General features: G+C 64.3%; 6 protein-coding genes and 1 pseudogene. 4 read left to right on the top strand and 3 right to left on the bottom strand.

All coding sequences use genetic code 11. The annotated features are described in order from the left end of the window. Positions 1-3: 3 nt before the first annotated feature. Positions 4-393 (bottom strand): annotated as a pseudogene (locus NWFMUON74_RS36220) (integrase core domain-containing protein); the annotation flags it as partial. Then, complete coding sequence (locus tag NWFMUON74_RS36925; RefSeq protein WP_425343090.1) at positions 369-779, bottom strand: integrase core domain-containing protein; 411 nt, start codon at positions 777-779, stop codon at positions 369-371. The gene NWFMUON74_RS36925 and the pseudogene NWFMUON74_RS36220, both read right to left, overlap by 25 nt. Before the next feature lie 342 nt (positions 780-1,121). Here NWFMUON74_RS36925 and NWFMUON74_RS19865 point away from each other — a divergent pair, with 342 nt between their 5' ends. Then, positions 1,122-2,507, top strand: coding sequence for a hypothetical protein (locus NWFMUON74_RS19865; RefSeq protein ID WP_232110465.1), 1,386 nt, complete (start codon positions 1,122-1,124; stop codon positions 2,505-2,507). 161 nt (positions 2,508-2,668) lie between these two features. Here the strand turns inward: NWFMUON74_RS19865 and NWFMUON74_RS19860 are convergent, their stop codons facing one another. Continuing rightward, entirely contained in the window at positions 2,669-2,851 is a 183-nt protein-coding gene (locus NWFMUON74_RS19860; protein ID WP_187683359.1) for a hypothetical protein, read from the bottom strand. Positions 2,852-3,547: 696 nt separating this feature from the next. On the opposite strand from NWFMUON74_RS19860, the gene NWFMUON74_RS19855 reads away from it, so the two are divergent. The 3 genes from NWFMUON74_RS19855 to NWFMUON74_RS19845 are packed head-to-tail and all read left to right on the top strand — an operon-like array spanning position 3,548 to position 24,858. After that, on the top strand, positions 3,548-4,147 hold the full coding sequence (locus tag NWFMUON74_RS19855) for a hypothetical protein (protein ID WP_187683358.1): 600 nt from the start codon (positions 3,548-3,550) through the stop codon (positions 4,145-4,147). Further along, a complete protein-coding gene (locus NWFMUON74_RS19850) occupies positions 4,137-9,119 on the top strand; it encodes a coiled-coil domain-containing protein (protein WP_187683357.1) in 4,983 nt (1,660 codons plus the stop codon). The genes NWFMUON74_RS19855 and NWFMUON74_RS19850 overlap by 11 nt, the downstream gene beginning before the upstream one ends. Next, positions 9,049-24,858, top strand: a complete 15,810-nt coding sequence (locus NWFMUON74_RS19845) for a GNAT family N-acetyltransferase (RefSeq protein ID WP_187683356.1) — start codon at positions 9,049-9,051, stop codon at positions 24,856-24,858. The genes NWFMUON74_RS19850 and NWFMUON74_RS19845 overlap by 71 nt, the downstream gene beginning before the upstream one ends. The last annotated feature ends 271 nt before the right edge of the window (positions 24,859-25,129 follow it).

The raw sequence follows: 25,129 nt of genomic DNA, 5'->3' as shown, positions 1-25,129 counted from the left end.
TGCTCAACCGATGGCGGTGTGTTGCCGGTGGTGTTTGTGGGTGTGCAGCCGGCTGGCAGCGCGGCTCGCCGAGCTTGTGCGGAGTGGTAGCGGCGGGCGACGGCCCACCCGGCTCCAGAGTGCGGTGAGACCGTTCAATCTTGCCGTTGGTTTGTGGCCGGTAGGGTGGGCGTGTTTGGCTCGGGTCCCCAGTTCGGTGCACGCTCGGGTCCTGCTTCCGACCGATAACAGCTGCCGTTCTCCGACGGCACGCGTTCGGTGGTGACGCCGCAGTCGGCGAGCGAGGCTACTGCTCGTCACAGCGATGACGGTGTCGGCGGTTTCGTTGTCGTGGATCTCGGCGTAGGCGATGCGGGAGTGATCGTCGATCACAGTGTGCACGAACGCCTTTCCCGGTCACGGGTTGCGGGGGCGGGTGATGCCGGGCGTAACCGCTCCTGAGGCTCCCTCGCTGAGCTGGAGAGTGTGATTATCTGGTTCCGGCCAGAACCCGTTGATGGTAGCTGGCTTCGTACTCGTCGGGTGAGCGCCGGTCCGGCTTCTTCGGGATGCGCTGGGTGTTGTACCAGCCGTCGATGTAGGAGTGACGGGACCCCGTTGATCGGTCCACCGTGAATGTGAGTCGGGTTATCGGTGGATGCAGGCAGCAGCGTATCCCGCGGGGTTGGATTGCCCAGGGCTGAATGCCTGCGGTAGTGGTCGTAGTCGTCCTTCCAGTCGCTGATCACGATGCGGGCGTCACTGGTGACCCGAAGATGGCACAGACGAATTCTCGGCATCACCCTGGTCGTGATGGCGACGGTTGCACCGCAACGTTCTGTGTGCTCGGTCAAGGCCCGGAACCTGTGTGGTAGGAGCCGCGGTGTCGCCGCCTCGTCAGTCCAAGGACCTGTAGAACCAGAGACTGGCCATTCACCCCTTCAAGGTGGCTGATGGTTACGGCATTCTCGCAACAGCGATGCTCGCTCATCGTGAGCTTGTGCCCAGATTTTTCGAAGTGTGGACTGCCTGCGGCAAGCAGGTTCGGGCCGCGCGAAGTGCTCGGTCGACTTCGGGATGGCTGGCGAATTCGACGAAGGTCGCTTCGCTCGACCGCGGACTCGCGCTTGTGGAAGGGAAGGATGAAGGTGACCGAGGGGAGGGTCGAGTTCATGGGGTTGACTGACGAGATTGCCCATGAACTGCGGCTGGTTGCGCCGCCCGGCTGGCGACGGCTGGAGGCATGGTTCGCAATGACAGTCGTCTGCGAGACCGCGCTGATGGTGGTGGATGACGGTACTCGGCCGGTTCGATGCGATGTGCCGACTGCGGTGTGGGCCGCCGTGCGGCGGCATCGTGAAGCGTCGGCCAAGTCCGGGGACGGGCCGTGGTGGCGACTGATCGTGCGGATCGACGCGGCGGGGGTTGAGGTGGTGTGTGATCGTGGGGAAGAGCCGTTCCCGGGTGTGCAGTTGTTCGCCCCTGACGCATATCGCGCTGACTTGGAAGCTTTTCCCCGCGAACGCCTTCCGGTGTGGTTGGCGGCGTACATCAGACGCGAGAATTGCGTGTCACGGCCCCCTCGCCGCGCGACCGATGACGCGCGGGCGGACCGTGCTGCGGGCGTGCGGCCGACGCAGGTGACTGGTGAGCTGTTGGACCTAAGCGACCTATGGGCTCGATGGGCAGTGTTGTCGGCGGCGTTCGTAGCGGCAGGGTCGAGCTGGGGACCGCGGGTGTGCCCCTCGGTGGGGGTGTTCGAGGGCGCGGGTCGTAGTGGTTCGACGCTGGCGCTGTTGCCTGGCCGCCGTGCGGTGTTGTCGGGTGGTGTGTGGAATGCGCCGGCATTGGATGCTGCATACAACGCAGGTGCGGCTATGCCGAAACTCTTTGCGGGCGCACCGTATTGGGTATCGGACGTGGTGCTCAACACCCGCGTTGCTACCGGATTGCTGTCGTTTTGTTACTGGTGGGAATCTGGCCAATGGTATCGAGGTGAATCGGCTCCTATGACCGAATGCGCCTTCGCGATGCCCGCCGTGTGGACAGTCGAGACTATGGTCAGCGTTCTCGCCGACCTGGGTGATGCGGCGCCGGCGTCGAGCCAGTTGTTGATTTCGGCCGCGCAGGCGGGCGCGGTTACTCGTGAGCACATTCGAAGCGTCTTCGGTGATGGTGACGAGATCGACTGCGATGCGGCATTCCTCCAGTTCGCTATCGCGGGGCTGGTGGCAGCCGACAATGGCGGTGTTTCTGAGGCGGAGGCGATCGCCTTGGTCCGGGATCGCATTCGCCGCGAGGGCTTCGGCACGACAGGCTTCTCGCTGTCGACGTTGACGGCCGACCGGCTCAGCGTCGGGTGGATGGTGCACTCCCCGGTGCGCGGTGACGAGTTCGCGTTGGACCGTGCGGTGTTCTATGTCGCCGACGACGGCGTGGTGGAGCAGTCGACAGAGTCGGTGTCGACCTCGGAGTACACGGCAGGTTTCGAGCAGCGGTACTGGCTTCGCGGCGACGGCCGATTCTGATCGGAAGCGGCGGCATCGTGGGCAGCGAGTTTCGGTTCGACCCGGACGGTATTCGACAGCAGGGCGCGTTGCTGGCCGCTCTCGGTGATCGATTCGGCGACATCTACACCAGCTTGCGCGACGATCTCGCACAGGCTGAGGGATGTTGGGGTGATGATGATCTAGGTACGGCTTTCGCGGTGGGCTTCGAACCGCACGCCGCTCAGTTGCTGGCGAACTTGCAAGCGATGCAGGAAAGTCTGCGTGACACCGCTCAAGGGCTCATCGACGCCACGCACAGCTTCCAAGACGTAGATCAGGATAGTGCCGACCACATCGTCCGAGACTCTGATGAACGAATCCACAGGGACCCGACCCCGGCAATCAGCACCCCGCAGTCACCATACGTCGCGCCGTTCCAGAGCCCTCAAGCACGCGTAGCGTCGTCTGGTTCCGTGCCTTCCTTTTCGGTGCGCTCGCACCTGGCGCCCGGCGGTATCGCGGGCTCTTCCGGCACGCCGTTCACTGAACCGGCTGCCCAGGCAACCGGTGGCGAGCAGCCGCCGCGAAGGGAGACGGCACCGGAAGAGCTGGAAGGACAGCCCGCCCCTCGGCAGGTCCCCGAGCCTACACAGCCGACCTCCGAGGTCACGAACCGACACAACGGCGCCGGACGAGCCGGGGAACCTCGCGGCTCGTCCGGCGCGGTATCACCTCCGCTCGTGGAGCAGAAGCCCCGGCGTGCCCGAGAAGGTATGTCCGCCAGGGGTTCGGATCGTGCGGTGAGTGCGGGACGGACGACCACTCCATGGACAACCCCGCCCGCCACCCCGATCAGCGGGCCCGCGGGAAGCGACGGACGTCCCACGGGCCCTCCGTCTAACGGCCCGCGGGCGCCGGGAAAGGAACGCCAGGACCGATCCCGCCGCGACCGGCCCGCAGACCGGCCAGCCGGGAGAGCTGGTGTGTCGGCGGGGCTCGGGTGGCTGGCGCGGAGCTTGGCCGGTCGGCATGGTGTCGAGGTCTCCGGGTTCGACATCCCCGGGTTGGACGAGTCGGCCGTGCGTGAGTTCGCGGCGGCGGTCGATCGTGTACTCACCGACTACCCGGCCATCGTCGTCGACCATGTCGCGGTCGCAGACCTCGGCAGCGGAGCCGTCGTCCGATGGGAGGGCGGGCAGCGTGAGGGCCGGTCGCGGGCCGTCCGGTCGATAACGCTGGACCAGGACATGGCCTGCAAACCGGAGCGGGCAGCCGCTGCGACATCGGGGCCTGAACTTGAAAGTGACGACTCACTACCAGCGTCAGCGGATCTGCTGGTCTATGTGGCGACGGTGCGTGAGTTCGGCTGGGCGCTCGACTCGGCCGGTGGAGGTGTGGTCGGGCGGAGGGTGCAGCGGATTTTGATCGCGGAGTATCTGCGCTCGATGGCGGGGCGGTACACGACGCTCGGTGAGGTTGTGCGCGGATACCGGGGCTGGCGTGCCGAACTGCTCGCTGGCACCCGCGGTGTGGATGATTTCGACGTGCGTCGGGCTGTGGGGTGTGCGTTCGCTGATGTCGTTCTGCACGGGGCGCAAGCGAGCGTGCAGGCGAAGGTGGTTTACGAGGCCTTGATGGACGCGGCGTCCTCGGCGGGCGGGACGGACAATGGTGACTGAGGTGCTGTCGTCGGACCCGGCCGTGCAGGCGCGGGAATTGTTCGACTGCTTGCCCGAATTCGTGCGGCGACCGATCGAGATGGTGGTATTCGGTGGGGACTTGCCGCGGGCCGATGTGTCTCGAATGCGGTGGCTGGCTGCACAGCTCCGGGAACACGCTGTGGCGTTGAGCGGCCGTGCCGAAGACGCGAGAGCCCTGCTGGCGCAGCACGATTCGCTCGGTGCTTTCGGTGATCAGGCGCGCGAGATGCTGCGCCTGCACGACAGGGGCGCGGTCCGGCTGCACGACGAGGCACTGATTCTGGCCGATCAGGCGGACGGGGCGGCGAATGAGGCGGAGAAGACGCTGTGCGTGATGTTCGCGTTCGGTATCCAGCTGGCCTGGCAGATCTACCGGACACTGGCGGTAGCGGCGGTGGCCGGTCCGGCCGGGCAGGCGGCAGCGGCGTCGACGGTGGAGTCCATGCTGGTCAAGGGACGCGCCGAGGCCGAGATGATGCGCACGGGCCTGAAGCACGGTTTCACACAGCACGCGGCGAACGCGGTGGCCAGAATTACAGGACTGGGACCACTGCGACTCGCTGCCGTGGTGGGGAAATCGGCGGCGTTCCCTGCGGCCGTCGACAGCGGTGTGCAACTGCTGCAGTGGGCGCAGGGACACCGGGAAATGTCCCTGATTGGTGCGAACGGCGAGAATCCGAACGGTTTCGACTTGACCTCGATCGCCGCGATGGGTGCGGGCGGTGCCGGTGGTGCGGTCGGTGGTATCGTCGCAGGTCAGCTTGTGCTGAAGGTTCTTCCTCGAGTGGGGGCCAGTCGATCGTTGCTCGGACTGGTCCAGGGGACTGCTGGCGCGGTGGCGGGCTTGGGTGCGGCGGCGTTGGTCACCGGGTGGCCGCAACATTTCGATCAGATGCTCGCGGAGTTGCTCAATGGTGCGGCCGGCGGAGCGATGGCCGCCCACGCCGGTGCACTCGCCCGATCCGATGCAGTGGCGACAGCAGTGATCGACAGCAGCGGACGCTTCAGGCCGCCAGACGTGTCTGTCGGCGGGCCTGCTGAGAACACCGGCCGCGGTGTGGGTCCAGGTTCGCGCGGCCACACGATGGCAGATGCCAGCTCGGGCGGTAACGGCCGGTCAGCGGCCGGGCTCGCTACACACGGGCAACCTGAGGGCATCGAATCGAGAGGTGCGACCGGGCATTACGAATTGTCGGAGTCGACCGTCCAGAGTGGGGTGCGTGAGGCGATTGCTTCCAATGTCGTGCGGTCGGGGGTGCAGGAGAACCGGGCTGCAGTAGCGGAGAGTGGTCCGGCCGGTGCCGCGTCCTCGGTGGTGAACGGGCGTGAGGCGAAGTTGCGGGCCGAGTTGGCCGATCAGGTGGCTGTCGATGATCAGCGGGTGGTGGATGCTCGCAAGCAGCTGGATCGGGCGTTGGCGGCGGTGGAAGAGGCGCGCACAGCCCTCGAGTCGGAGATCGCGAGTCGTGACGTAGCGGCCGCGCGGGCCGCGCACGACGCTGCGGTGAGCGAGGCGGTCGAGGAACGCTTCGAAGCTCGGAAGGCGGAGGAGGAGGCCGCGATCGCGGCGGCCGATGAGCAGCGGTCGCGGGTGGAGGCGGAGACCGGTGAGCGCATGCGGGCGGGCCGTGAGGCGCTGGCGGCGGCGCGTGCGCAGTGGTCGGAAAGTCATGATGCGCATGAGGCGGCGGTGACCGCCTACGAGGCGAGTGTGCGCGGCCATGTGGAGGAGAGCATCGGGTCGGTTCAGGAGCGGGTCGACGCGGCGGGGGCCGCCCTGGCGCGGCGAGAACAGGAGTATCGCGATTACATCCGGAGCGCGGAGCCGGAGGCCGCGCACCTCGCTGGTTTGCAGCGCGGCGTCGACCGGGCCAGGGATCGGCTGCGGGCGGCGATGGTCGAGCGGGAGGCCTTGCTACGGGCCTTGATCGGGCAGGACGCCGTGGGGCGGGCTGATCACGCTGTCCGGCTGCGGGCCGCCGAGGTCGGCCGCAATGAGGTGGTGTCGCGTTGGGGGAGAAGGGCTTTCCGGTCCGAGGTGACGGTACGGGAGCAGTACTGGCGCCGGGCGCTAGCCGAGCACGAGGAGGCGGCGAGAGGCAGGGTCCGGGCAGCCGAGGGTGAACTGCGGCGGTGTACGGAGGCATACCGGACGGCGCGCGAGAGCCTCATGGCGGAGGGGGTGCGGGCGATTGATGCGCGGTTCCGGGTGGCGGCGGAGGCGGGTAGGGCGGATATCGCGGCGTATGAGGCGGGAGTGGCCGATCGTGATGCGGCGTTCCGTGCCGCGTCGGACAAGCGGCTGCGGGCGATGATGGCGACCGATGAGCTGGCGACCGAATACTACGAGGAGATGCGGTACGAGGGGGATTCGTCGGATCCGGTGGCGGTGGGGGTGGCGCCGGAGGCACTGCTGAAGGGAATCGTGGAGGGGACTCGCGCGGAGCGTTATCTCGCCATGCGGAAGTGGGCCGAATTGACCACCGGTAAGGACATGCGGGTGACGCAGCGTATCGCGTGGGGGCTGGAGCTGGCGGATATGAAGACCGGTGAGGGCAAGACGCTGCTGACCACCGTGAAGACCATCGATGACGCGATTCAGCACGGTGTGGCGTATGTGTGGACCAGCAGTGATTCGCTGGTGTTGGAAACGATCGCGTCGGTGGAGCAGGTCACCAGGTCCGAGCACGGGGATCTGCCGGTGGATACCTACCGGCTGGCGGAGATGAGTCAGGACGGTGACTTTCCGGAAGCGGCTCCGGGGCGCGGGCAGATGTTCGTCGGCACACCGGAGAACGCCGAGTTCCTGGTGTTGCGCCGGGGCAAGGCTTTTCTCGATCGCCTACTCGCGGCGGGTGCGCCGGGCGAGGCGGTCGCGGCGCTTCGGGAGCGGCTGTTTTCTCGGTCGCGCGAGCATCGGCCGCCGCTGGACGCGATCAAGGACGCGTTGGACGAGGCTGCGGAGCAGCACGGTCTGGGCGAGCGGTTCGAGCCGTTGCCGGGCGGGCGTGGGGCGAAGGTCCACACGATCGATGAGATGGACACGGTGGTCGACGGCCGTGAGGCGGTGCTGTCGCCCGGCGCCAGTGGGAACGAGGACCCCGGGACGGTGGCGCGGCTGGAGGAGGTCTGGCAGCGGTTCAAGGCCGCGCAGCGGCTGCCCGGCGGGTTGACGGCTGCCGATTTCGGCAGGCCGGAGGGCACTCGTGGGTTCTGGCGGGCGGTGCTGACCCCGGCGGCGATCGCCAAGCTCAACCTGGTGGGCGGGGAGCCGGTGACGGTGGCCGATGCCGAGTTGTACGCCAGTGCGGCGCTGGCGGAGTGGGCGCGGGTGCGCAACAGCGATTACATCGAAGGCCGTGGTGACACCGCGGACGGTCCGGGGAAGGTCCTGCTGTTGGCGTCGGACACCAACGATCAGTTGCAGGCGAATCGGGAGGAGGGGACCGAGACCCGGACGCAGGGTTTGGTAGGCCAGTTCATGGACCTCAAGGAAGGGGTGCCGGTGCGGGCCAACCTGCCGGAGGAGGCCTTGTACATCTCGGTGGATCAGCTGATCGGCAGCAGTTATCTGGGGCGGCCGACGGGATACTCCGGCACGCTCAAGATCGTGGAGGCCGAACTCTACGACCGTTACGGTATCGCGGGCGTCGCGGAGAATCCGCCCTACTACGTCTCGCAGCTGGAACGGCACTACCCGCTCAACGACGAGGCCCGGCATCACAAGCTCGCGCAGATGGGCCGTGACGTGGTCGGGGAGCTGAGATTGACGCCGGTCTTCGATGAGAACGGTGTGCTGGTCGGGGTGGAGCAGCACGGCCGTCCGCAGCTCAACGAGCATATGGACAACAGGAACATCCGTGGTGACGACGTTCGCGAAGACGAGAACGGCAACCGGATTCGGCTGCACGGGTGGCGCGACAAGTTCGACCACGAGAAGGGCCTGGTCGACTGGGTCGACCAGATCACCCACGACCATGTGCAGGCGTTGTCGCGGGCGTATCCGCTGCTCGACGCGTGTGAGCGTGCCGGTGCTCCCGCCGGTGAGGTGGCGGCGTTGCGGCAGCGGATCGCGCAGGCACCGCCGGTCGAGGTGATCCGCTCCATGCTCGACGCGGCCGCCGCGCACTACGGAGTCGAGGTGCGCTTCGATTCGGTGGACGGTCTACCGGTCGCCGACGGGATCGGGCTCGAGTATCTGGTTCTCGACGCCCGTACGTCCGATGAGCACGGCACCGGTGAGGCGGCCAAGCGGTGGGCGAACGATCGGATCAAGAACGCATGGGGGGGGGGCGCCGGGCACCGTCGCGTTCGTCAACAAGGAGTATCTGCGCGGCACCGACTGGGAGCCCACGCCGGAATCCATCGCGCTGGGCGGGACCCTGGCCCGGATGGATGGTGGGCCGTCTCGGGGGCAACGGGCGTTCGAGCAGGGCGTGGGCCGCGCATCCCGCGGCGGTACGAGCACCGACCGCGCAGCAGGCGGCACACCGGGCACCTTCATGCAATATCTCTCCCCGGAGGATTTTCACGGCACCGTCGCCAACCACGGCGTCACCGAGCAGGTCGTCATGTTCACCGACGCCGTCACCGCCCAACGCGCGGCGGCCGCCGAGCACGCGGTCCACAACACCGCCGACAGCCGCGCCGCGCTCGACCGGGCAGACCGGGCCGTCGCAGCCGCCGAGCGCGTCCTGCGCGAGCACGCGGCACCGGCCCAGATGCGCGCGGTCGAACACTACCTCCTGGCCTCCGGCCGCGCCCGGTACGCGCACACCCCTCCGGCCGCGGACGCCCCTCCCCACGCCGTCGCCCCTGGTCGGACCAACGCCTTTCCCCACGCCGTCGTCCCTGGTCAGGCTGTCGCACCCGTCCCGGCCATGGATGGCGGTTTCGCTCCCGGACCGGTGCATTCGGCCCTGCCGACATCCGGACCTCACGGCGCCGATAGCCTTGTCGGCCCGCAACATCCGGCCGAGCGATTCGCCCGTCTGGCCGGGTGGCTGAGGATCGCCGGGGCGATCCCGGGTGCGATCGCGGCCCCACTCGACGACGACGATGATCTGCCGGACCGGCCGCTGCGACAGCCGGACACCTCGGCGGCCGTGCAAGCGTTCAATCGGTTGCACGCAAGCCTGCCGTCCGCCGCCGTGGAAACGCTGAATCAGTACCTCGACCACGCCGGGCCCGCAGCGGTGGTCCACGACATGACCCTGTCCGACGAACAAGCACTGCACCAGCTCGAAGACCGGCGTGACCGACTGGCGAGCGCACTCGGCCTGCGCCCAGGTCAGATCGCGGGTGCGGAAGGAATACGCCTGGTCGGCGACATGGTGGAGCGAGCCCGCCAGAAGTTCTCCGGAGCGCTGGCGACCCTGCCCCGCCCGCCCGCCGAGGTCGATGCCGCCATCACCCGCGCGGTGATCGCCGACGCCGTCGCAGACCTCGCACGGATCTCCACCGACACCGAAGCACCGGCCGAGCCCATGGTCGAGGCCGCATCGAAATACCTGGCCGTCACCGCCCTGCTCGACCTGGTCGTCAGCGTGCACCAGCGGACCCCGAACGGCTGCGTCAACAACGCCGTGACGATGATGCGCGTGCTCTACCCGGACAATCAGCACTCCTATCGCATGCCCGAGCACACACCGCTGGCGGGCCACGGCAGCGCCGACGTCCAGTTCGCCTCCGGCGGAGGGGCTTTCACGACATTCGACAGCCTGGACAAAGCGGCCGAGTCGCTGGCGAAAATACCAGGAGGCGCCAGCTGGGTCGTCTACAACTGGATCGACACCGACGAAGGACAGGACGGGAAAGTCCGGACCCATTTGGTGTTGCTGCACAATAGAAGCGACCGCCAGAACGAGCCGGACCTCGTCGTGCTCGACATCAACGCCGGTAACACTCGCTCGGCTACCCTCCCCGAGGACCTGTCCGGCCCGAAGGCACTCCTGAAGCGAAGTGTCCGTTTCGAGAAGTGGAAGAAGAAGCAGGGAAGTCACATCGAACGGCTCAATGAAAAGGACAGCCTAGTCCGCGCCATCGAATTCGACAGCGGCGGCAATGCTCTGGAGCGCGATTCCGAGTCCCGGAACCCGGCCGCTTCCGCTCCACTCGCCGACGTGGTTTCCCTGGCTTCGCGGCGCAACCACGTGCCACCACAAGTCCAGCTGGACGAACTCAGGCACGCGGGCCACCGCCCACCCGACAGCCGACCGCACATCGACAATGTGCCGACGGCCGCCACAGAACTCTGGCGACCCGAATACGAACAATCGCCCGCAGGAGACGAGAACCCGGACGACGCCATCGATTCCAGCATGGCTCTCGCCGACAGCACGGAGACAGGTGTGAACCGGTACTTCGGCGCTGGCGCCGAGACATTCGAACCCGGTGGTGGCATCGGCTCCCGGCCATCCGGTCGTAAGGATGATTCTCTGCACGTGCAGATGTTCCTCTCGGCAGGGACAATCGGTCTCGATCCCGCCGCTGCGATCCCCGGCACGCCCGAACGTCAGCGGTTGGACGAAAGCCGCGACGCTTACCTTGGTGAATTCAGCCAGCTGCGGCGAAACGCGGGCGACCCCCGCCTCACCGGCGATCCCGCTTCGACTCTGACATCCCAAGAAGCCATACAGACTGTCGCACAACTGGACTCCGATGCGCTCGCTACACCGCAACAGCATGCGATCGGCCGCCTATGGCTGCACCTGCATCGGTTGCTCACCGCGGCCGACGAACTCACTCAATTGGAAACGACGGCTCGGCCGGACGACGACGTTCTGAAGCAGTTGGCAACCGTGATCGGCCTGTGGCGCACCGTCGTAGGCGCCGATTCCTACCAGGACGCCATCCTGGCGGAGTACCGCATGGAGTACGTGAAGACCAGCCTGCCTGGCGTCGACGCGGCGACCTGCCGAACGCTGCTGCGCCGCTACGAGGAGATACGCGAAGCCCTACCCGGTGTCGTCAATGCGCGCTACCCGACTTCGGAACCACCACACGCGATCCTCGAGGAATTCGTCGACAGCGTGCGGCAGTACGTCGGTACCGCACTTCTGCCGGAGAACCTGCAGACCCTGCCCGCCATGATCGACGCTGCCGCCGAGGCACTTCGGCCGCTCCTTATGGGATCGGTCGATTGGTCGCTCGATGACCTGCGGGCGTACGCCCTGCTGGATCTGCAACGCCGTTTCCTGGATCGACTGGTGCCCAGTTTGCGCGAACAGGCCGACTTCGAAGAGCACACCGATGGACCGGATCGTCCGATCGGCGCCCGGCCGCCAAAGGACGAAGAAGGACTGCCGGAGCCTGAGATTCGCTCCGCACCGGTGGGTCCGGAGACGGAGTTTTCCGAACAATTGCACAAAGAGCGCGCATTGCGCGAGGACGCAGCTAGGCAGGGGCAGGAACACGACGCGGCGGTGCCGCGCCCGCGCTCCGGGGACGGTCCGCAGGACTGGTTGCGCGCAATCCGCCGCCATCTTGAACTGAGTGCTGAGCAGATGGACGAGCTTATAGGGGCAACTGGCGGGACGTGGGCCGCCGCCGAGGCAGCGGTCGATCCGCGTTCGCTCACTGACGACGAGGTGCGTGCCTTGTTGCGCCGCGTACCTGGTGCCCGTCGCCTCTATTCGACCCTGGCCGAGCGCTTCTACCCGGGTCTGGAGACTCGGTCTCCCATGGTCGGTCGGAGCCTGCGCCGCATTCGCGAGAAGGCGGGAGTGCGGATCGAGCGATTTGCGCTTCAGCTTGGTGTCCTGGAGGCAACCGTTCGCCATCGAGAGTTGGCCCAGCACCTGCCGCCGTCGCGACGAGCCTGGGAAGGGCACTTGCGCGCTTTGGCGGCATGCTTACCTTGGCGGGTCTATGACGACGCGCACCTCGGCGCAGTTTTGAAGGTATTCCGCCTGGAATCCGGACGCGGTCGGGAGCAGATTGCTGAGACGATGGGCGTGTCGACGGAAACGATCGACAAGATCGAGACCGGAGTGTCCATCCCGTCGACGGATACCGTGCAGCAATACCTGCTGGCCCTGGTACCCGCCGTCCCTCGATATCCGGAGGGTTTTGAAGAGCTGCGGCATTACCTCAAATATCTTCGCGACACGGCGGGATTTTCTCAGTCGCAAGTGGCGAAGGCGGCGCGTATGCTCACCATCGCGGCCGTCAGGAACGTCGAAAGCGGAAAGACGCCGCCCTCCAAAGAATTCATCGAACTCTACCTTCGCATATTCGCGCCCAGTGCGGTGACGTATCGGGATATCGCTGAGACATTCGACGAGGTTCGGTTCGAGATCCCGCAGCGTGGCGGTAAGCAGGTTCTGTCTGGTCTGATGGTCGAAGTGGCGACGGTGGCGGATTTGGGGGCTTTGTCCGAGCGGTTCGGTCAGTCCTGGGTCTTCGAGGATCGTCTGCAGCGTCAGGATCGGGGGGGTGGTGTGTTGTTCGTGGCGCGTCGTGGCGGCGGTCTGGTGGCGCACGGGTTTTTGTGGCTCGAGGATGCGGAGGAGCCGGAGATTCGGTCCGGTCTTCCGGGTGTTGCGTTGATCAACCACCTGGAGGTGGCGGATGGTTTTCGGGGTGGTGGAATCGGCAGTGAGTTGATTGCGCGGATGGAGCGGTATGCCCGTGTGGAAGCGGGTCGTGATCGTGTCGCTCTGGCGGTCTTTCCGAGCAATACCGGTGCGGTACGCCTGTACGAGCGGTTGGGTTATGTCGATTGGGGGCGGGGGGCCGTGCAGTGTTATGGGATTGTGGAGCAGGCGGACGGTAGTCGGGTTCGAGTTCCTGATGTAGAGATGGCTCGCGTACTGGTCAAGGACCTTGCTCAGTCGGCGTTGCCGGACGATTCGCTTCAGCCGCCTTCTCTTCCCGCGTTTACACCGGCTGGCGGTGGTCCTCACCGCATTGACCCGGACGCTGGTGGCATCGGTGCTCAGGCTGTGTTCGGCGGGCACGCCGTAGACTCGACGCCGGAACAGGTCAAGGAGTTGCTGCGGCATACCCGTGTTGGCCGCCGGGTGTTGGCGTCGCTGGAGTCGATGCCGGTGCACGCGCGTTTCGAGCTGATGGGAGGCAGCGGTCACCGCGATGGCGAGTGGGTCGAAAGCGCACTGGCTGCCACGGTTTTCACCTCTGGGAACGACTTTGTGGCCCACGCGCTGGCTCTCGTACACGAGTTCATGCACGCCAAGTTCTTCGTCGACGGTCGCACGGTTCATGATCCGCTATCGATGTCGATCGACGAATATGTGTGGGCCATGGTCGTGGAGGAGACGGAGTGTTTCCGCCTCATGGCGGGGCTGGCCGTCGAACTTCGAACGCTCGGACTCGAAATACCTCTCCAGGTAACAGAGGCCGCTTACAACGAGGCATATGACAAAGCCGTAGAGCGTCGCATCGGGGCCGCACTGACCCCGGAACAGATTCACCAGCAGGCGCACGCGTCGGCGATGAGAGCGTGCGAACAGGAAGTCGCCACCTTCAGGTGGGTAGACGGTCGCAGTTACCGTCGGTACTACCGCGATGGCTATGAAGCGTTGGAGGCGGCTGCGCGCACCCGTTCTGAGGTCGCAACGGTCACCGCCACCAAGAATCATCGCCGCTACGACCTCACACCCGAGAGTGCGGAACGGATGCGCCGAGCTTCCCTGGATTACGACCACGATGCCGTATTGGCGAACGATCTGTCCCGGCGGTTGGCTGAGACGGCGGCCGAACTCGGTATCGCCGGAGGTTTCAGGTCGGTGACCAGAGAGCGGGTGGCGCACGAGATTGCTGCGCTGGACACAGAACTGGCGACTGATCCATCGGATCGGTTGCCCGAACTGCGGCGTCGACAGCATCAGTGGCGCGAACTGTCCGATATGGCCGATGAGTACGGCAGGCTCGATGCGTCGATGCGCTGGGATCGGGTGAAGCAGATGCAGGATGTCCTCGCCGCCGATGTCGTCGAGCGGATGGTGCGCACTGTCTCTGGCGCGGAACCTATTTCGGACCGAGCGGTCCTAGTGCCGGGTACGCCGAGGCGGCTGGTGATCGTCGGCGGTGCGGGAGACCATGAGGACGTGCTGGCCGATCCTGGTGTGGCCGCAGCGAGCCGTGACGCACAAGTCGAATACTGCCACGTGCAGATGGAACCGGGCGGGGAGCCGCACGTGTGGACGTCGATCGAACCGGCCGCAGCGCGACGACCGACGCCGATGGGATCGCTGCGCCTTGCTGAGCGGGCGACTCGGCAGCGCATGGACCGCATTCGCGCTGGACTAGGCAATACGGAGATCGGCAAGTGGGCACTTGAGGTACTGCACGACGTGGAGATCGTGCAAACGTCGGATGCCGCAGAGGCGGGTTACAAACCGGTCCTGCACCGGTTGGTCCTCGACGCCGGGATGTCGGATGAGCATCATATGGCTCACCTGGTACACCAGGCAATTCACGTTGCGGTAGCCCGAAGCAGGGAGTCGATCGAGGCCGTCCGCGCACAGCTGATCTCACCGCGAGAGGTGTACGTCGATGCGCGGATGGATGAGGAAACCCGCGCTCACGCTATGGAAATTGTTGCTGCAGTGCAGCTTCGAGCTGCGGGATACGACGTTCCCGAGCCGGTGGGGATGCGTGCCTACACCGAGGCCTACTATCGGGCACGGGCGGACCTGGCCGAGAACATGGCCCCGGACGGACAAGCGGTACCCGACCGGTTGCTGCCGGTGTTGGATCGGATGGCGAACGACGCCGGGCTGGTGGCGCTGCGGCCGGAAGTCGAAGCGCATGCGGAGTCCTACCGGGATTTCTACGGCAAGGCGTGGGATGCCGCCCAGGGCGTTCAGCCCTTCGCCGAGCAGGTCCAAGCCGCCCGCAGGAGCGGTGAGCGGTCGGTGCGAGCACTCGACGGCGGTGCGGCTGTTCCCGGTGTGCAGAACGTCGAGTTGGTTTCGTACAATGACGGTGCCGCGTATGTTCGAATGACAGTGCACGATTCCCGGGCTCGGCACGGCGCGGTGCTGTCGTCCCGGCTGGGCAGAGCGTTCGATGTGCCGATGCCCCGTGTCGTCGCGGAGGGCGACGTACTGTACTTCGAGCCGACATCATGGGCCCTGCCTGTCGAGCTGAGCAGAATCGGAGTCGGATCGATCCGACTCGGGCTGCACGACGCGTTGGTCGGTTTCCCTGATTCCGCCGACCGTGTGATCGTCGAGCGTAGCGAGCGAATCGCCTGGAGTAATCACCACCGGGCTTTCGAGTTCGAGGACCTGACTCGCGAAACGGTCAGCCGGTTCGCACAGCGGTTCCTGCGAACGCGCGCCGACGGCACCGTAGATTTCATCGCTCACGATGTCCCACGTTCCGAGCTCGAGTGGTTCCGAGACCAGGCCGAGAAGCTGCGGACCGACTTCGAACATCTCGGCCGCGCCGACTGGCACGACATGGTGATGACACGGCTCGCGAAAATCATGTCCCTTTCCGCCGCTGTTCCAGGCATCGAACCCGCAACGCGAAGCGATGGCCCCGGCGGTGCTCCCGCCGCAGCGGATGTGTCGCAGCAAACCATTAAAGGTCCACCACGCAACAAAGCGAAATCTGTTGTCACAAAAGGCTCACACGAACTGTCGAGAGCCGCGTCTCCGGTGAGGTTTGCATCCAACGGTCCAGTTGGTCGTCCGAACCGACCCGCAGAGTCGGGCAGCCGAGGAGTGGATCGTTCGACCGGTACCCGACTGCCCGGTGACCAAGCCGGGGCTCTTCCAGCCGACATCACACGATCGGCACCTTGGTCGGGCCAAGAGATACAGACGCCAGGCACACTGCCGGGCACTGGTTCCGGGGAGCCCGTGGTCGAAAAGTCGGCTACCGGTATGGATTCGGACAAGCTGCGGCTGGAGGATACGTCATCGTCGGAACCGGGTGTCGACGGCCGGCTCAATCGGCATGTGGGGGCAGAACAGAACCATGTGCTGTCGGGACCAGGACGTCCGGCGGCCGAGTCAGAAACCAACTCGTGGACAGACCACGGAACGGCCGACCGGGATAACACAGCTGAACCCGATAACAGATTGCGAATCCGATGGACGGACTTCCCGCTGCCAGGCCGCGTTATTACATCGGCGGCACCGTTGACGAAAGAGGACACGGAGAAAACGGCCGAGCTGCAGGAGTTCGCCCGACGGCAGGCAGAGGCCGGCAATGGAATGGTCGTCCGTCTGCTGGCTCGGGGGCGAAAGCCGACATCGGATGACTGGTATGCGGAGTATTGGCGGCTGACCGACGAACGGTCGCGAAATCTCGCCAGCTTATTCGGACACGAGCAACTCCTCGAACCGATCACGGACGAGAAGCCGAACGCCGATAGGCTCGGTCCGATCGGCAAGCGTCGTGAAGGGCCGGCGGTGTGGAGTCCGGAAGAGGCCGATTGGGTCCGTGGGCAGTCGGCACCCTCCTTCGAAGCATACGCGGAGGCAGGCGCACGGGCTCTGGACCGCTTCCGAACCGAAAACGTCGCAGGGGACGAACTGCAGAACACTGTCGGACTTTGTGATGGGACACGAATCAATGGAAATTCGCTATTCCGGGGCGAGCCGGCCGAGCGGGTAAACCGTAAAGCAAGAGCGCGTAGCTCTGCCATGGGCTTGGATGTCAACAAGCGGTCCGCGATATGGCTGGGGCAAGCATACGCGGTGGTTGGTACCGAAGCCGACAGGCAACGGATACTCCAGGATGCATTTCAACAACTCGCCGGATCTGCGATCTTTACTGTCGAGGTATGGGCGAATATCGCCTATAAACTATATCAGTCGCCGCAGTGGGTAAGTAATTTCGACTCGGTGATTCGAACGTATCTCGCCGCAGCTGCCATGTACCGGATGGGTCGTGTGCCACATTTCCCCCACCACTTAGATTTGCTCGCGTACGCCATGAGTCAGAAAGACTTTGTGCAGTATGTGGTCGATTACGACAATATAGTACTTCGGTTTACGAGGTCGTCGGAATCTGGTTCCAATCTGGAGGACGCGTGGTCTGCCTACGTGAAGGGGCCGCCGCAGGACAATGAGCGGCAGCTACTCGTAACATCGAACCCAATGCCGGAAAGGGCGCAGCAAGAGGCTGCTGGAAATCGTGCGGTCGTTGTCGACGAGCCCGTATCAGCGTGGGATGTCGATGCGGTGTTGTTGATCGACAGATTTGTGGGGGACACTCCGCCGACTCATGAGCAGTTGCGTCAGCGGCTGCGTGCACTGGCCAGCCGGCACCCTGGCTTGGCGTCTTACACACAGATCGGGCGTAGCCGGAAGGGGCGGCCTGTAGAAATGCTGTCCATACACGGTGGCCAGAACCAAGATCTGATGGATGTCGGTGTCCATCCCATGGAAGCGACGACCCGGGCGGTCGCGCTGGCGCACGCCGAGTACGTCCTCGAAAACGGGGAGATGCGGTCTGCCGACTCGTACAACATCGTCGTATGCTCCGATCCCGATAGCGAGGCATTGAATGCTCCCCTTGCGCAGACTGTGGGGCCGGTAGATCTCTACGCATATCACCTGGGGATCCACCGCGCCGCTGGACCTGAACAGCCTGGATGGAATTTTCCAACGGCTGCTCCTGTGCCGGGAGAAGCATTCGATTCGGCGGTTCCGAAACCGGAAACTTTGGCGGTGATGGGCGTAATTAAAGCGCTCAAGCCCGGCCTGTCCATGAGTCTGCACAGTATCGACACAGGCGGTACTTATATGTATGCTGGATATTCGGAGGATCGCCGATTTGAAATTTTTGGCTCGGAAATCGCTAGCGTATTTCACGCTGTTGCCGAAAAATATGGCATTCCGGTCGAATCGTCTCCGGGAGAAATTGCGGGTAGCCCTACGTCCAGGAAACTGGGAAATGGTGTCTATACTCATCCCGCCGATCGAGGGCGTGCACTTTCAGGTGAATTTGTTACCCGATACGGTGGCTTGCCGTTCATAGTCGAAGTGTCCGAGTGGATGACCCTTCCGTCGTCGTTCGAGAGATTTGAAGCGGCAAACATGTTGCGGGCTCGCGCCGATGTCCTCAGCAGCCTGATCCAGCTTCTTCCGTCTGACGTCGCCTCGACTACGTTCAGTGACAGTGCAAAATCGTTCGCTTCGGGAATGCGGATGCGAGCCGAGGAGTGGCAAGATCCGAGCCGAATTTTCGGTGCAGAATCGCTGCATCGTCTCTCCGTGCGGGGCGCGGGAGCGCTGATGCGACACATTCTTGAGAACCTGCGCGACCGACCTAATCACCGGGGCCTTATAGGGATTTACCGCCAAGCGGACAGGCATTACACCGACTGGATTCGTGTGCAGCGCGAAGACCAGAACCCGGTCTGGCGGCCGTTGCGCTCGACAGCTGGAATGCCGTTGGAAACGTACTACAAACTCAAGCAGGCGATCCGACGGCACCAAATGAAGCGTCCGATTCTGGTTAGGGGTCCGGACACCGCGTCGGCGGCCGACTCGATGTCCACGTCCTCACCTGGTCCCACGAACAGCCGTATCGACTCAAGTAGTTCACCGTTGGGGCGCGAGCTGGCGGGAGTTGACGACGTCGTTGGTGCGCGTGCTGTGGATTGCTTCGTGCGGGCGGCGGCTCAGGTTCGAAAGATGACTGGGTCCAGCGTGATCCGTGAGCTGGCGCCTGGACAGTCGGGTGCGCGGGGCGGGTTCCCGTTGGCGGTGCAGCGGGCCAGCGGCGGGGTGTTCTGTGTAGTAGGTACGTGGGCGGAGTTGGAGCGGCAACTGTTGAGAATGGGTCCTGGCGCAACCTTCTTGGTCGCATATCATCCGGTGGGAGCCGCGCGGCCTCTCAGTTTGACGGGTTTTGGTCCTGGCTCGCATGTGGTGACGATTTCGCGCTTCAAAAGCGAGGAGCAGCCCGCCGCGGAGGCGGCGCCCGCTCGGATCGTTTTCTACGATCCAAATGGTGACCGAGAGTGGGACTACGAGTTGGGGGCGCGTCCGGAGGATTTGGTGTTGCCGGAGGGTGTGGAGAAGGCGGCCGTTCTGTATGACCACGTCGGCGATGTAGTTCCGCTGCCGGGTCCGCCGATGCTGCCGGCATTCCCGGTGGGGGCTTCTCGGGAGGCGCCCGAAAGTATCGCGGATCCGCTTCGTGGCCCACCCGACTATGGTGCTGCCGATCGGCCACTGGATACATCAGCGGAAGACTCCCATCGCAGCCGACCCGTTGATGTTGGTCGCCGGTCGGACGTTCCGCAACACCGGCCGGTGGACAGTGCCGCCCACCACACTGTCGATTGTTTCCGGCAGGTACTCGAGCGCGTGCGTGTGGAGACCGGGAGCACGGAGATTACCCGGCCACCATTCGGACAGCTTGGTGCCCGCGGCGCTTTCCCGTTGGCGGCCCAGGCCGCAACAGGCGGCACATTCTGCGAGCTCGGTGACTGGCCGGAGCTGGAGCAGCAACTACTTGAGATGGAGCCAGGGGCAACCTTATTGGTGGTCTATTACCCATTGGGTGCCGCATCGAGCCTCATTACATTGCTCGACAGCGGTCCAGGCTCGCATACGGTAAAGATATCGCACAGCAAAAAGGAGCCGGGCAGGATCGAGTTCTATGACCCCGGAGCCCGGTCCCGGCCGTGGGGCTACGTACCCGGGAACCTGCCGGAGGATTTGGTGCTACCGCAGAACGTCGATAAAGTCGGAGTGCTCTATAATCATCGCGGAGATATCGTCTCGCTGCCGGGCAGCCGCCCCGTTTTGCCTCCGTTTCCGATTGCGGGAATGGGTGAAGGCCCCCCCGTTTCGGGCCCGGGTCCAGGCCACGTGGCAGGCCAGGACGCCACAGTCTCCGGTAAGCACCATGACGATGCACGCCCGAGCCGCGCCGCGGTCCCCGGCGAGGATCCCTCTGAGCGTGGAGTACGAGAGAGCGAAGAGGTCGCCGCGCCCGAGTCGGATCCGCTCTCCGAGTTGACTGGCCCCGCCGAGCTCGTCGCCGCGTTGCGGGAACACGGCGTCGTGGTGGATGGCGCCGCAGTGGCTGTGGCGCTGGGTGTGCGTCCGCCCGGCGATGACGCGGCGGTCGAGTTGTCGGTGCCCGAGTGGCTTTACCAGCGACTTGCCGAGCGGTCGGAGGAGTGGAGGGAGGTGTCACTAGACAGCGGCGAGGAACAACGATCGGTCGACGGGCATCCAGCGGACTTCTGGCCGCGGCGCAGCGAAAGCCATCCTGTGCTCGCGCATGGCCGTTATCGCGTTACGGTGGGATGGCCCGGCCTGTCGATGCTACAAGAGCTGCGAGATCCGGTCACGGGAAAGCAGCGGCGGGACTTGGCATCGCACGACGAGCTGCGGGACAGGGCTTGGCGGGGACCGAGCGTACTCGTTGCCGGACTACCAGATGTCTTGGCGTGGACGCAGGAGCGGGACCTTCCGGCAGATGCCATAGCCTCCCAATGGATCAAAGATGTACTGCTCGATCCGAGGCGTGCACCGCTGCCCGAAGGGGTACTGGCGGCGGATATCGCCGAGGTGACAGAGATCCTTCGCGCGGTATTCCGGAAGGTGGGGGAGTCGCTGCCAGACGGACTCCTCGCCGATTCAGAAACCCAACGTGCCATCGGCCTCATCGCCGAGGGGTTGTATACCGCACGAACGCTCTACGGAGACCCACGCATCGGGCGGGCGAACCATCGGTACGGGTCCTTCCAATTACCCGGATTCACGGGTTCGGCGTTCTACCACGACGGCGACATTGCGAATGGACTTTCCTCCATCGTGGAGAACGGAATTCTTCTAGGTGGCAAGCTGGAACGCATCCTTCTCGCCATGGCGGCCGCAGCGTGGAGTGACATCGAGTATGGCCATGGCGGGAAGAGTGATAATCCGGAAGGATATGACGAGAAGCGGTCGGCAGCGTTGCTCGAGCAGCGGGCAATTGTCCACGGTTTCAACGAGGCGAAGGCGCTGGAAGCGGCAAAGGCGGTAGTCGCTACTGCATTCGACGAGCAAACCGGAACGCAGACGTTCGTGATGAGCGATGACCTGCGGCAGCAGCGCTCAGTCGCCGGACAAGAGCCGCGGAATATTGGTCAATGGGTTGCTGGCGAGGATTTGCAGACCTTATCAAGTCCGGAAGCTGTGATCGATTGTATCAGCGCTGCAGCCGAAAGACTTATAATGCGTCGAAAAGATGGTAGGGGAGAATTCGGCCGTTTTCTAGCGAAGCTCGGAACAAGGGCCAATTATCTTGCGGACGCGTTGCACCTGATCGGCTTCTATCGCGATGTGCGTCCGGATGGACTGAATAGTGAAGGACCGACAGTTGGTGAGGCGTTCGTAGAACTGCTGCGGAAGTATAGCGGATTCGTCGATCCGGATTCGAGTTATGGTTATCGCTATCCCGATGGCTGGGTTCTCGGCAATCGCGATATGCGCCGCGAGCACGCCGCGCTCCTTCGGCGGATCACCCACAAGCTCGAGACCGATCGCGATTACACGCCGGTCGACGCCATGCGTGACGCGCAGGAGCATGCCGAGCGAATGCGGGAGAAGTACCGCGGTTTCCGATGGCAGCAGGTGATACGCCCGGGGCGGCAACCGTGGGACCCCCTCGGCATCGCGGACAGCCTCCGACGCCGACTGCCCGGTGGGTATGAATCCAGCAAGACGCGGGATGTCATCGATGGCGTCATCCGGGTCGCCGAACTCGTCGCTCCCGCCGCCGCGGACGCGGCCGCCACACCCGGCGGTATGGCCGACGCGGCGATTGTGCTGACGATGACCGAGACCACCGACGGGCGACCTCACCTGCGGGCGCAACTGGATTACAGCGTCCTGGGGACACCACCGAGCCGCGTGGCGTTGCACCAGGCACTGTCCGGGGTGGCCTGCCGGATTTCGATCGAGCAGGAACAGCCGCTGATTCTGTCGGAACAGCTGCCACGGCACCGGGTGCTGCTCGATTTCGCTGGTCCTGTCGTCGCCGACCGGCGGGATCGGACCGGGTTCGGGCATGGTCCGGATGGGCCGGTGACGGTGCCGATCACTGTGGGTTCCGATACCGGCGCGGTCACCCGCCGGGCTCGTTCGCTGGTGGAAGGCGCACTGGACGGGCGTCACTACACCGACAGGGTCGCGCCGGTCGTCGCCGAACTGATTACCCGGAGCAAATCCGCCGATGTCGTTGTAGACACCGCCCGGGGAGAAGGCGACACCGTCGTCAGTATGCAGGCCGGAGACTGGGTGCTGGGATTCGAGGCGGTGAACGCGCGGAATTACCCTACAGTGCAGATACGTTTTCCTACCACGCCCGACTCGGACGAGACCGGTGAGACGAACGATCTACGAGCCGTGTTGAGCGCGCTGCTCCCGGACGCGCCGCGCTTCGCCGACAGGCTCACCACGGAACTCGCCGGCCTAGGCGCCGGTGAACTAGCGCTCGTACTTACGGGCGACCCCGGCTACCGCTCCGTCCAGGCAGACTTCAAAGGTAGACGACCGATGCGGATCGTCCGCTTCGAGACCGACTTGGGAGTGGAAGAGGCAGTCGCGCCCGGTACGAACCTGCTCGATGGTGGCATCCGACCGATGCATCCGGCCGTTGCCACGACTGCCGAACGGCCCGCGACGGCTCAGACCGGTACAACCGACACCGACCCGCAGATGCCGGAAAAGGGCCAATACGAAGGCCCGATGTTCAGTATCCATATCTGCACCAAAGACGGGCCGGATCGTCTGGGGAAACTTCTTGCAGATATCGAATCTGTGGCGCCTTTCGTGGATGCAGTATTCATTTACGACGATTCAGTGAGTTGGATCAACCGCGTACGCGTTCGAACTGCAGCACAGCAGATGTCGTTCCCGACATGTTACATCGATGAACCGCGGCGCTACGAATTGCTGGAAAATCTACCGTGGCCGAGTCGAGGATCCCGATCCTATGCGCAGTACGCGTTCAAGGAACTTGGTAAGCCGGAATGGGACCATGCCGGGGCGAGAGCGCTGGCGCATTTCATTGCCGCGTCCATTGCTCCCCCCAGGGGCAAGATACTCTTTCTCGATGACGATATCAGGCTGGCTGACGCGCTCTTTCAGGGAGAGCTGCACGCCGTCGATTCAAGAGCTATTTCCGAATTCTTGGCAGGACCAGCCCCAGCGGATTCTATTGTGGGTGCCGAATATATCGGGAGGGCGGACATTTACGATGTGGAACATGCCAAACAGGCCCTTGAGTTGGATTCGCGGCAGTCCGGCCCGAGGGTCGTATATCGGACCGTGCCAGCCTACCAAGGTGATCAGAGAGACGAATCCTTGGCAGGTGACATACCGATCAGTGGCGCTTTCCTTCTAATGGACGGCCAAGCGGTACGTCGGGCACCTATACCGCACTCGTACAACGAGGACTGCGCATTCACTGCAGTGCTCCAATCCTACGGGTACCGCGTCGATGTGGCGCCATTCAAACCACTGCACACCGGCGACGAGAAATACATCAGATGGCGCACCGCGCTGATCCAGCAGGTCGGTGCCGTCGTTCAGAAAGCTCTCGAGCAGGCTCTCGGAGAGGTAGGAATCGTCGACTTGACGGTCCTCGTGGATCGCGCGGTGGGACATTGTGAATACCACGCAAGCGCCTCGGTAGCTGCGTGGAAAAAGCTCTTTTCCGACTCGAGCCGACAATTCGGCGAAGTGCATTACAGCAATATGTACGCACTGGTGGACTATGAGAGAATCGTACGAGGAGCGCAGGCCACTATCGTCGCCTATTTCCGGCAATGGGATGGCTGGCAGAAGCTCGTTAAAGACCCGGAAGTGTCGACGTATATACGGGGGTTCGCAGCAGGAATCTTATCCATCCCGCTACGTGAAGGTAGCGTAGAAAGCCCACTTCTCGCCCGTCGGCTGGCCGTGGATTCGCACGCGCCACCGGACATCCGCATCAACGGTGTCGTCCGCAACCTCGACGCCTTCTACGAAGCCTTCGGAGTTCAACCAGGCGACCGGCTCTACCTGGATCCTGCAGAGCGGGTGCGACTGTGGGGACCAGGGTCGAGCCTCGCAGCGGTATCAGGCAGCAGCGAGGTAGATGCGGCAATCTCGCATGCTGAAGGTCCAGCGCTCGGCAACCGGCCGCGGTCAACGCCGTGGCAGCGTGCGACCGGTGCGACAGCCGCCGAATCGCCCCCCAGAACGGTCGCAAACGCCGACGTACAAGTACGGATGCTGCGGCCCGACGACTGGCGTATCGAACGCGAGATGAACCTCGCGTCGAAGAAGGATACGCCGCATGAATGGCGCGATAGCTACGAGGATATCCTGGCATTGAGCGAATCGAATTTCCGTGAACTTCTCGCTGAGGAGACTTCACCGCGGGCAGTGACCTTTGTTGCCATGCGGGGTGGTAGTCCAGTCGGAACTATAGTAGGAAAAAAGCGCCCCGAACTACCCGGCCATACGATCGAGATGACAAGGATATTCGTCGTCCCGGAAGCCCGTGGCACCGGTACGGGCGACATGTTGGTGCGAACCTTTCTGGAGTGGGCGAAACGTAATGGATATCAACGTGCCGTCGCCGGTGTGCGCCCCGACAATGTGGCTTCGATGCGTTTGTGCGAACGCCATGGATTCGCGGCGACGGGCACCGTTTCCGGAAAACGCGTGAACCTGGAGTACGCCATTGATAACATATACGACCCGAAAACGTAGGCAGACACAACTTTTACGAACGCACAGGTGGAGCTTGTCGGGTTCTTCGCGCAGCGGCACGACCATCGTCACGACGATGAGCCGTTCCGCAATCAGGTCGACGTGTCGATCTTCGACACTGGTTGGCACAACCGAAGGCGCGGCATCGACCGTCTGATGCGCGGGACAACTAGAGCCCGGCTTCGGGATTGTCGACGGCGGTGCCGTCGGGTGCAGAGAGTTCGGGTGTGGATTTCGGCTCGCAGTTTGGGGTGCTGGGTGGATGTTGGGG

The organism is Nocardia wallacei, from assembly GCF_014466955.1.
Classification (GTDB): Bacteria; Actinomycetota; Actinomycetes; order Mycobacteriales; family Mycobacteriaceae; genus Nocardia; species Nocardia wallacei.
Note: the sequence above shows the minus strand (reverse complement) of the source record. Positions and strands in the feature narration are given on the sequence as shown.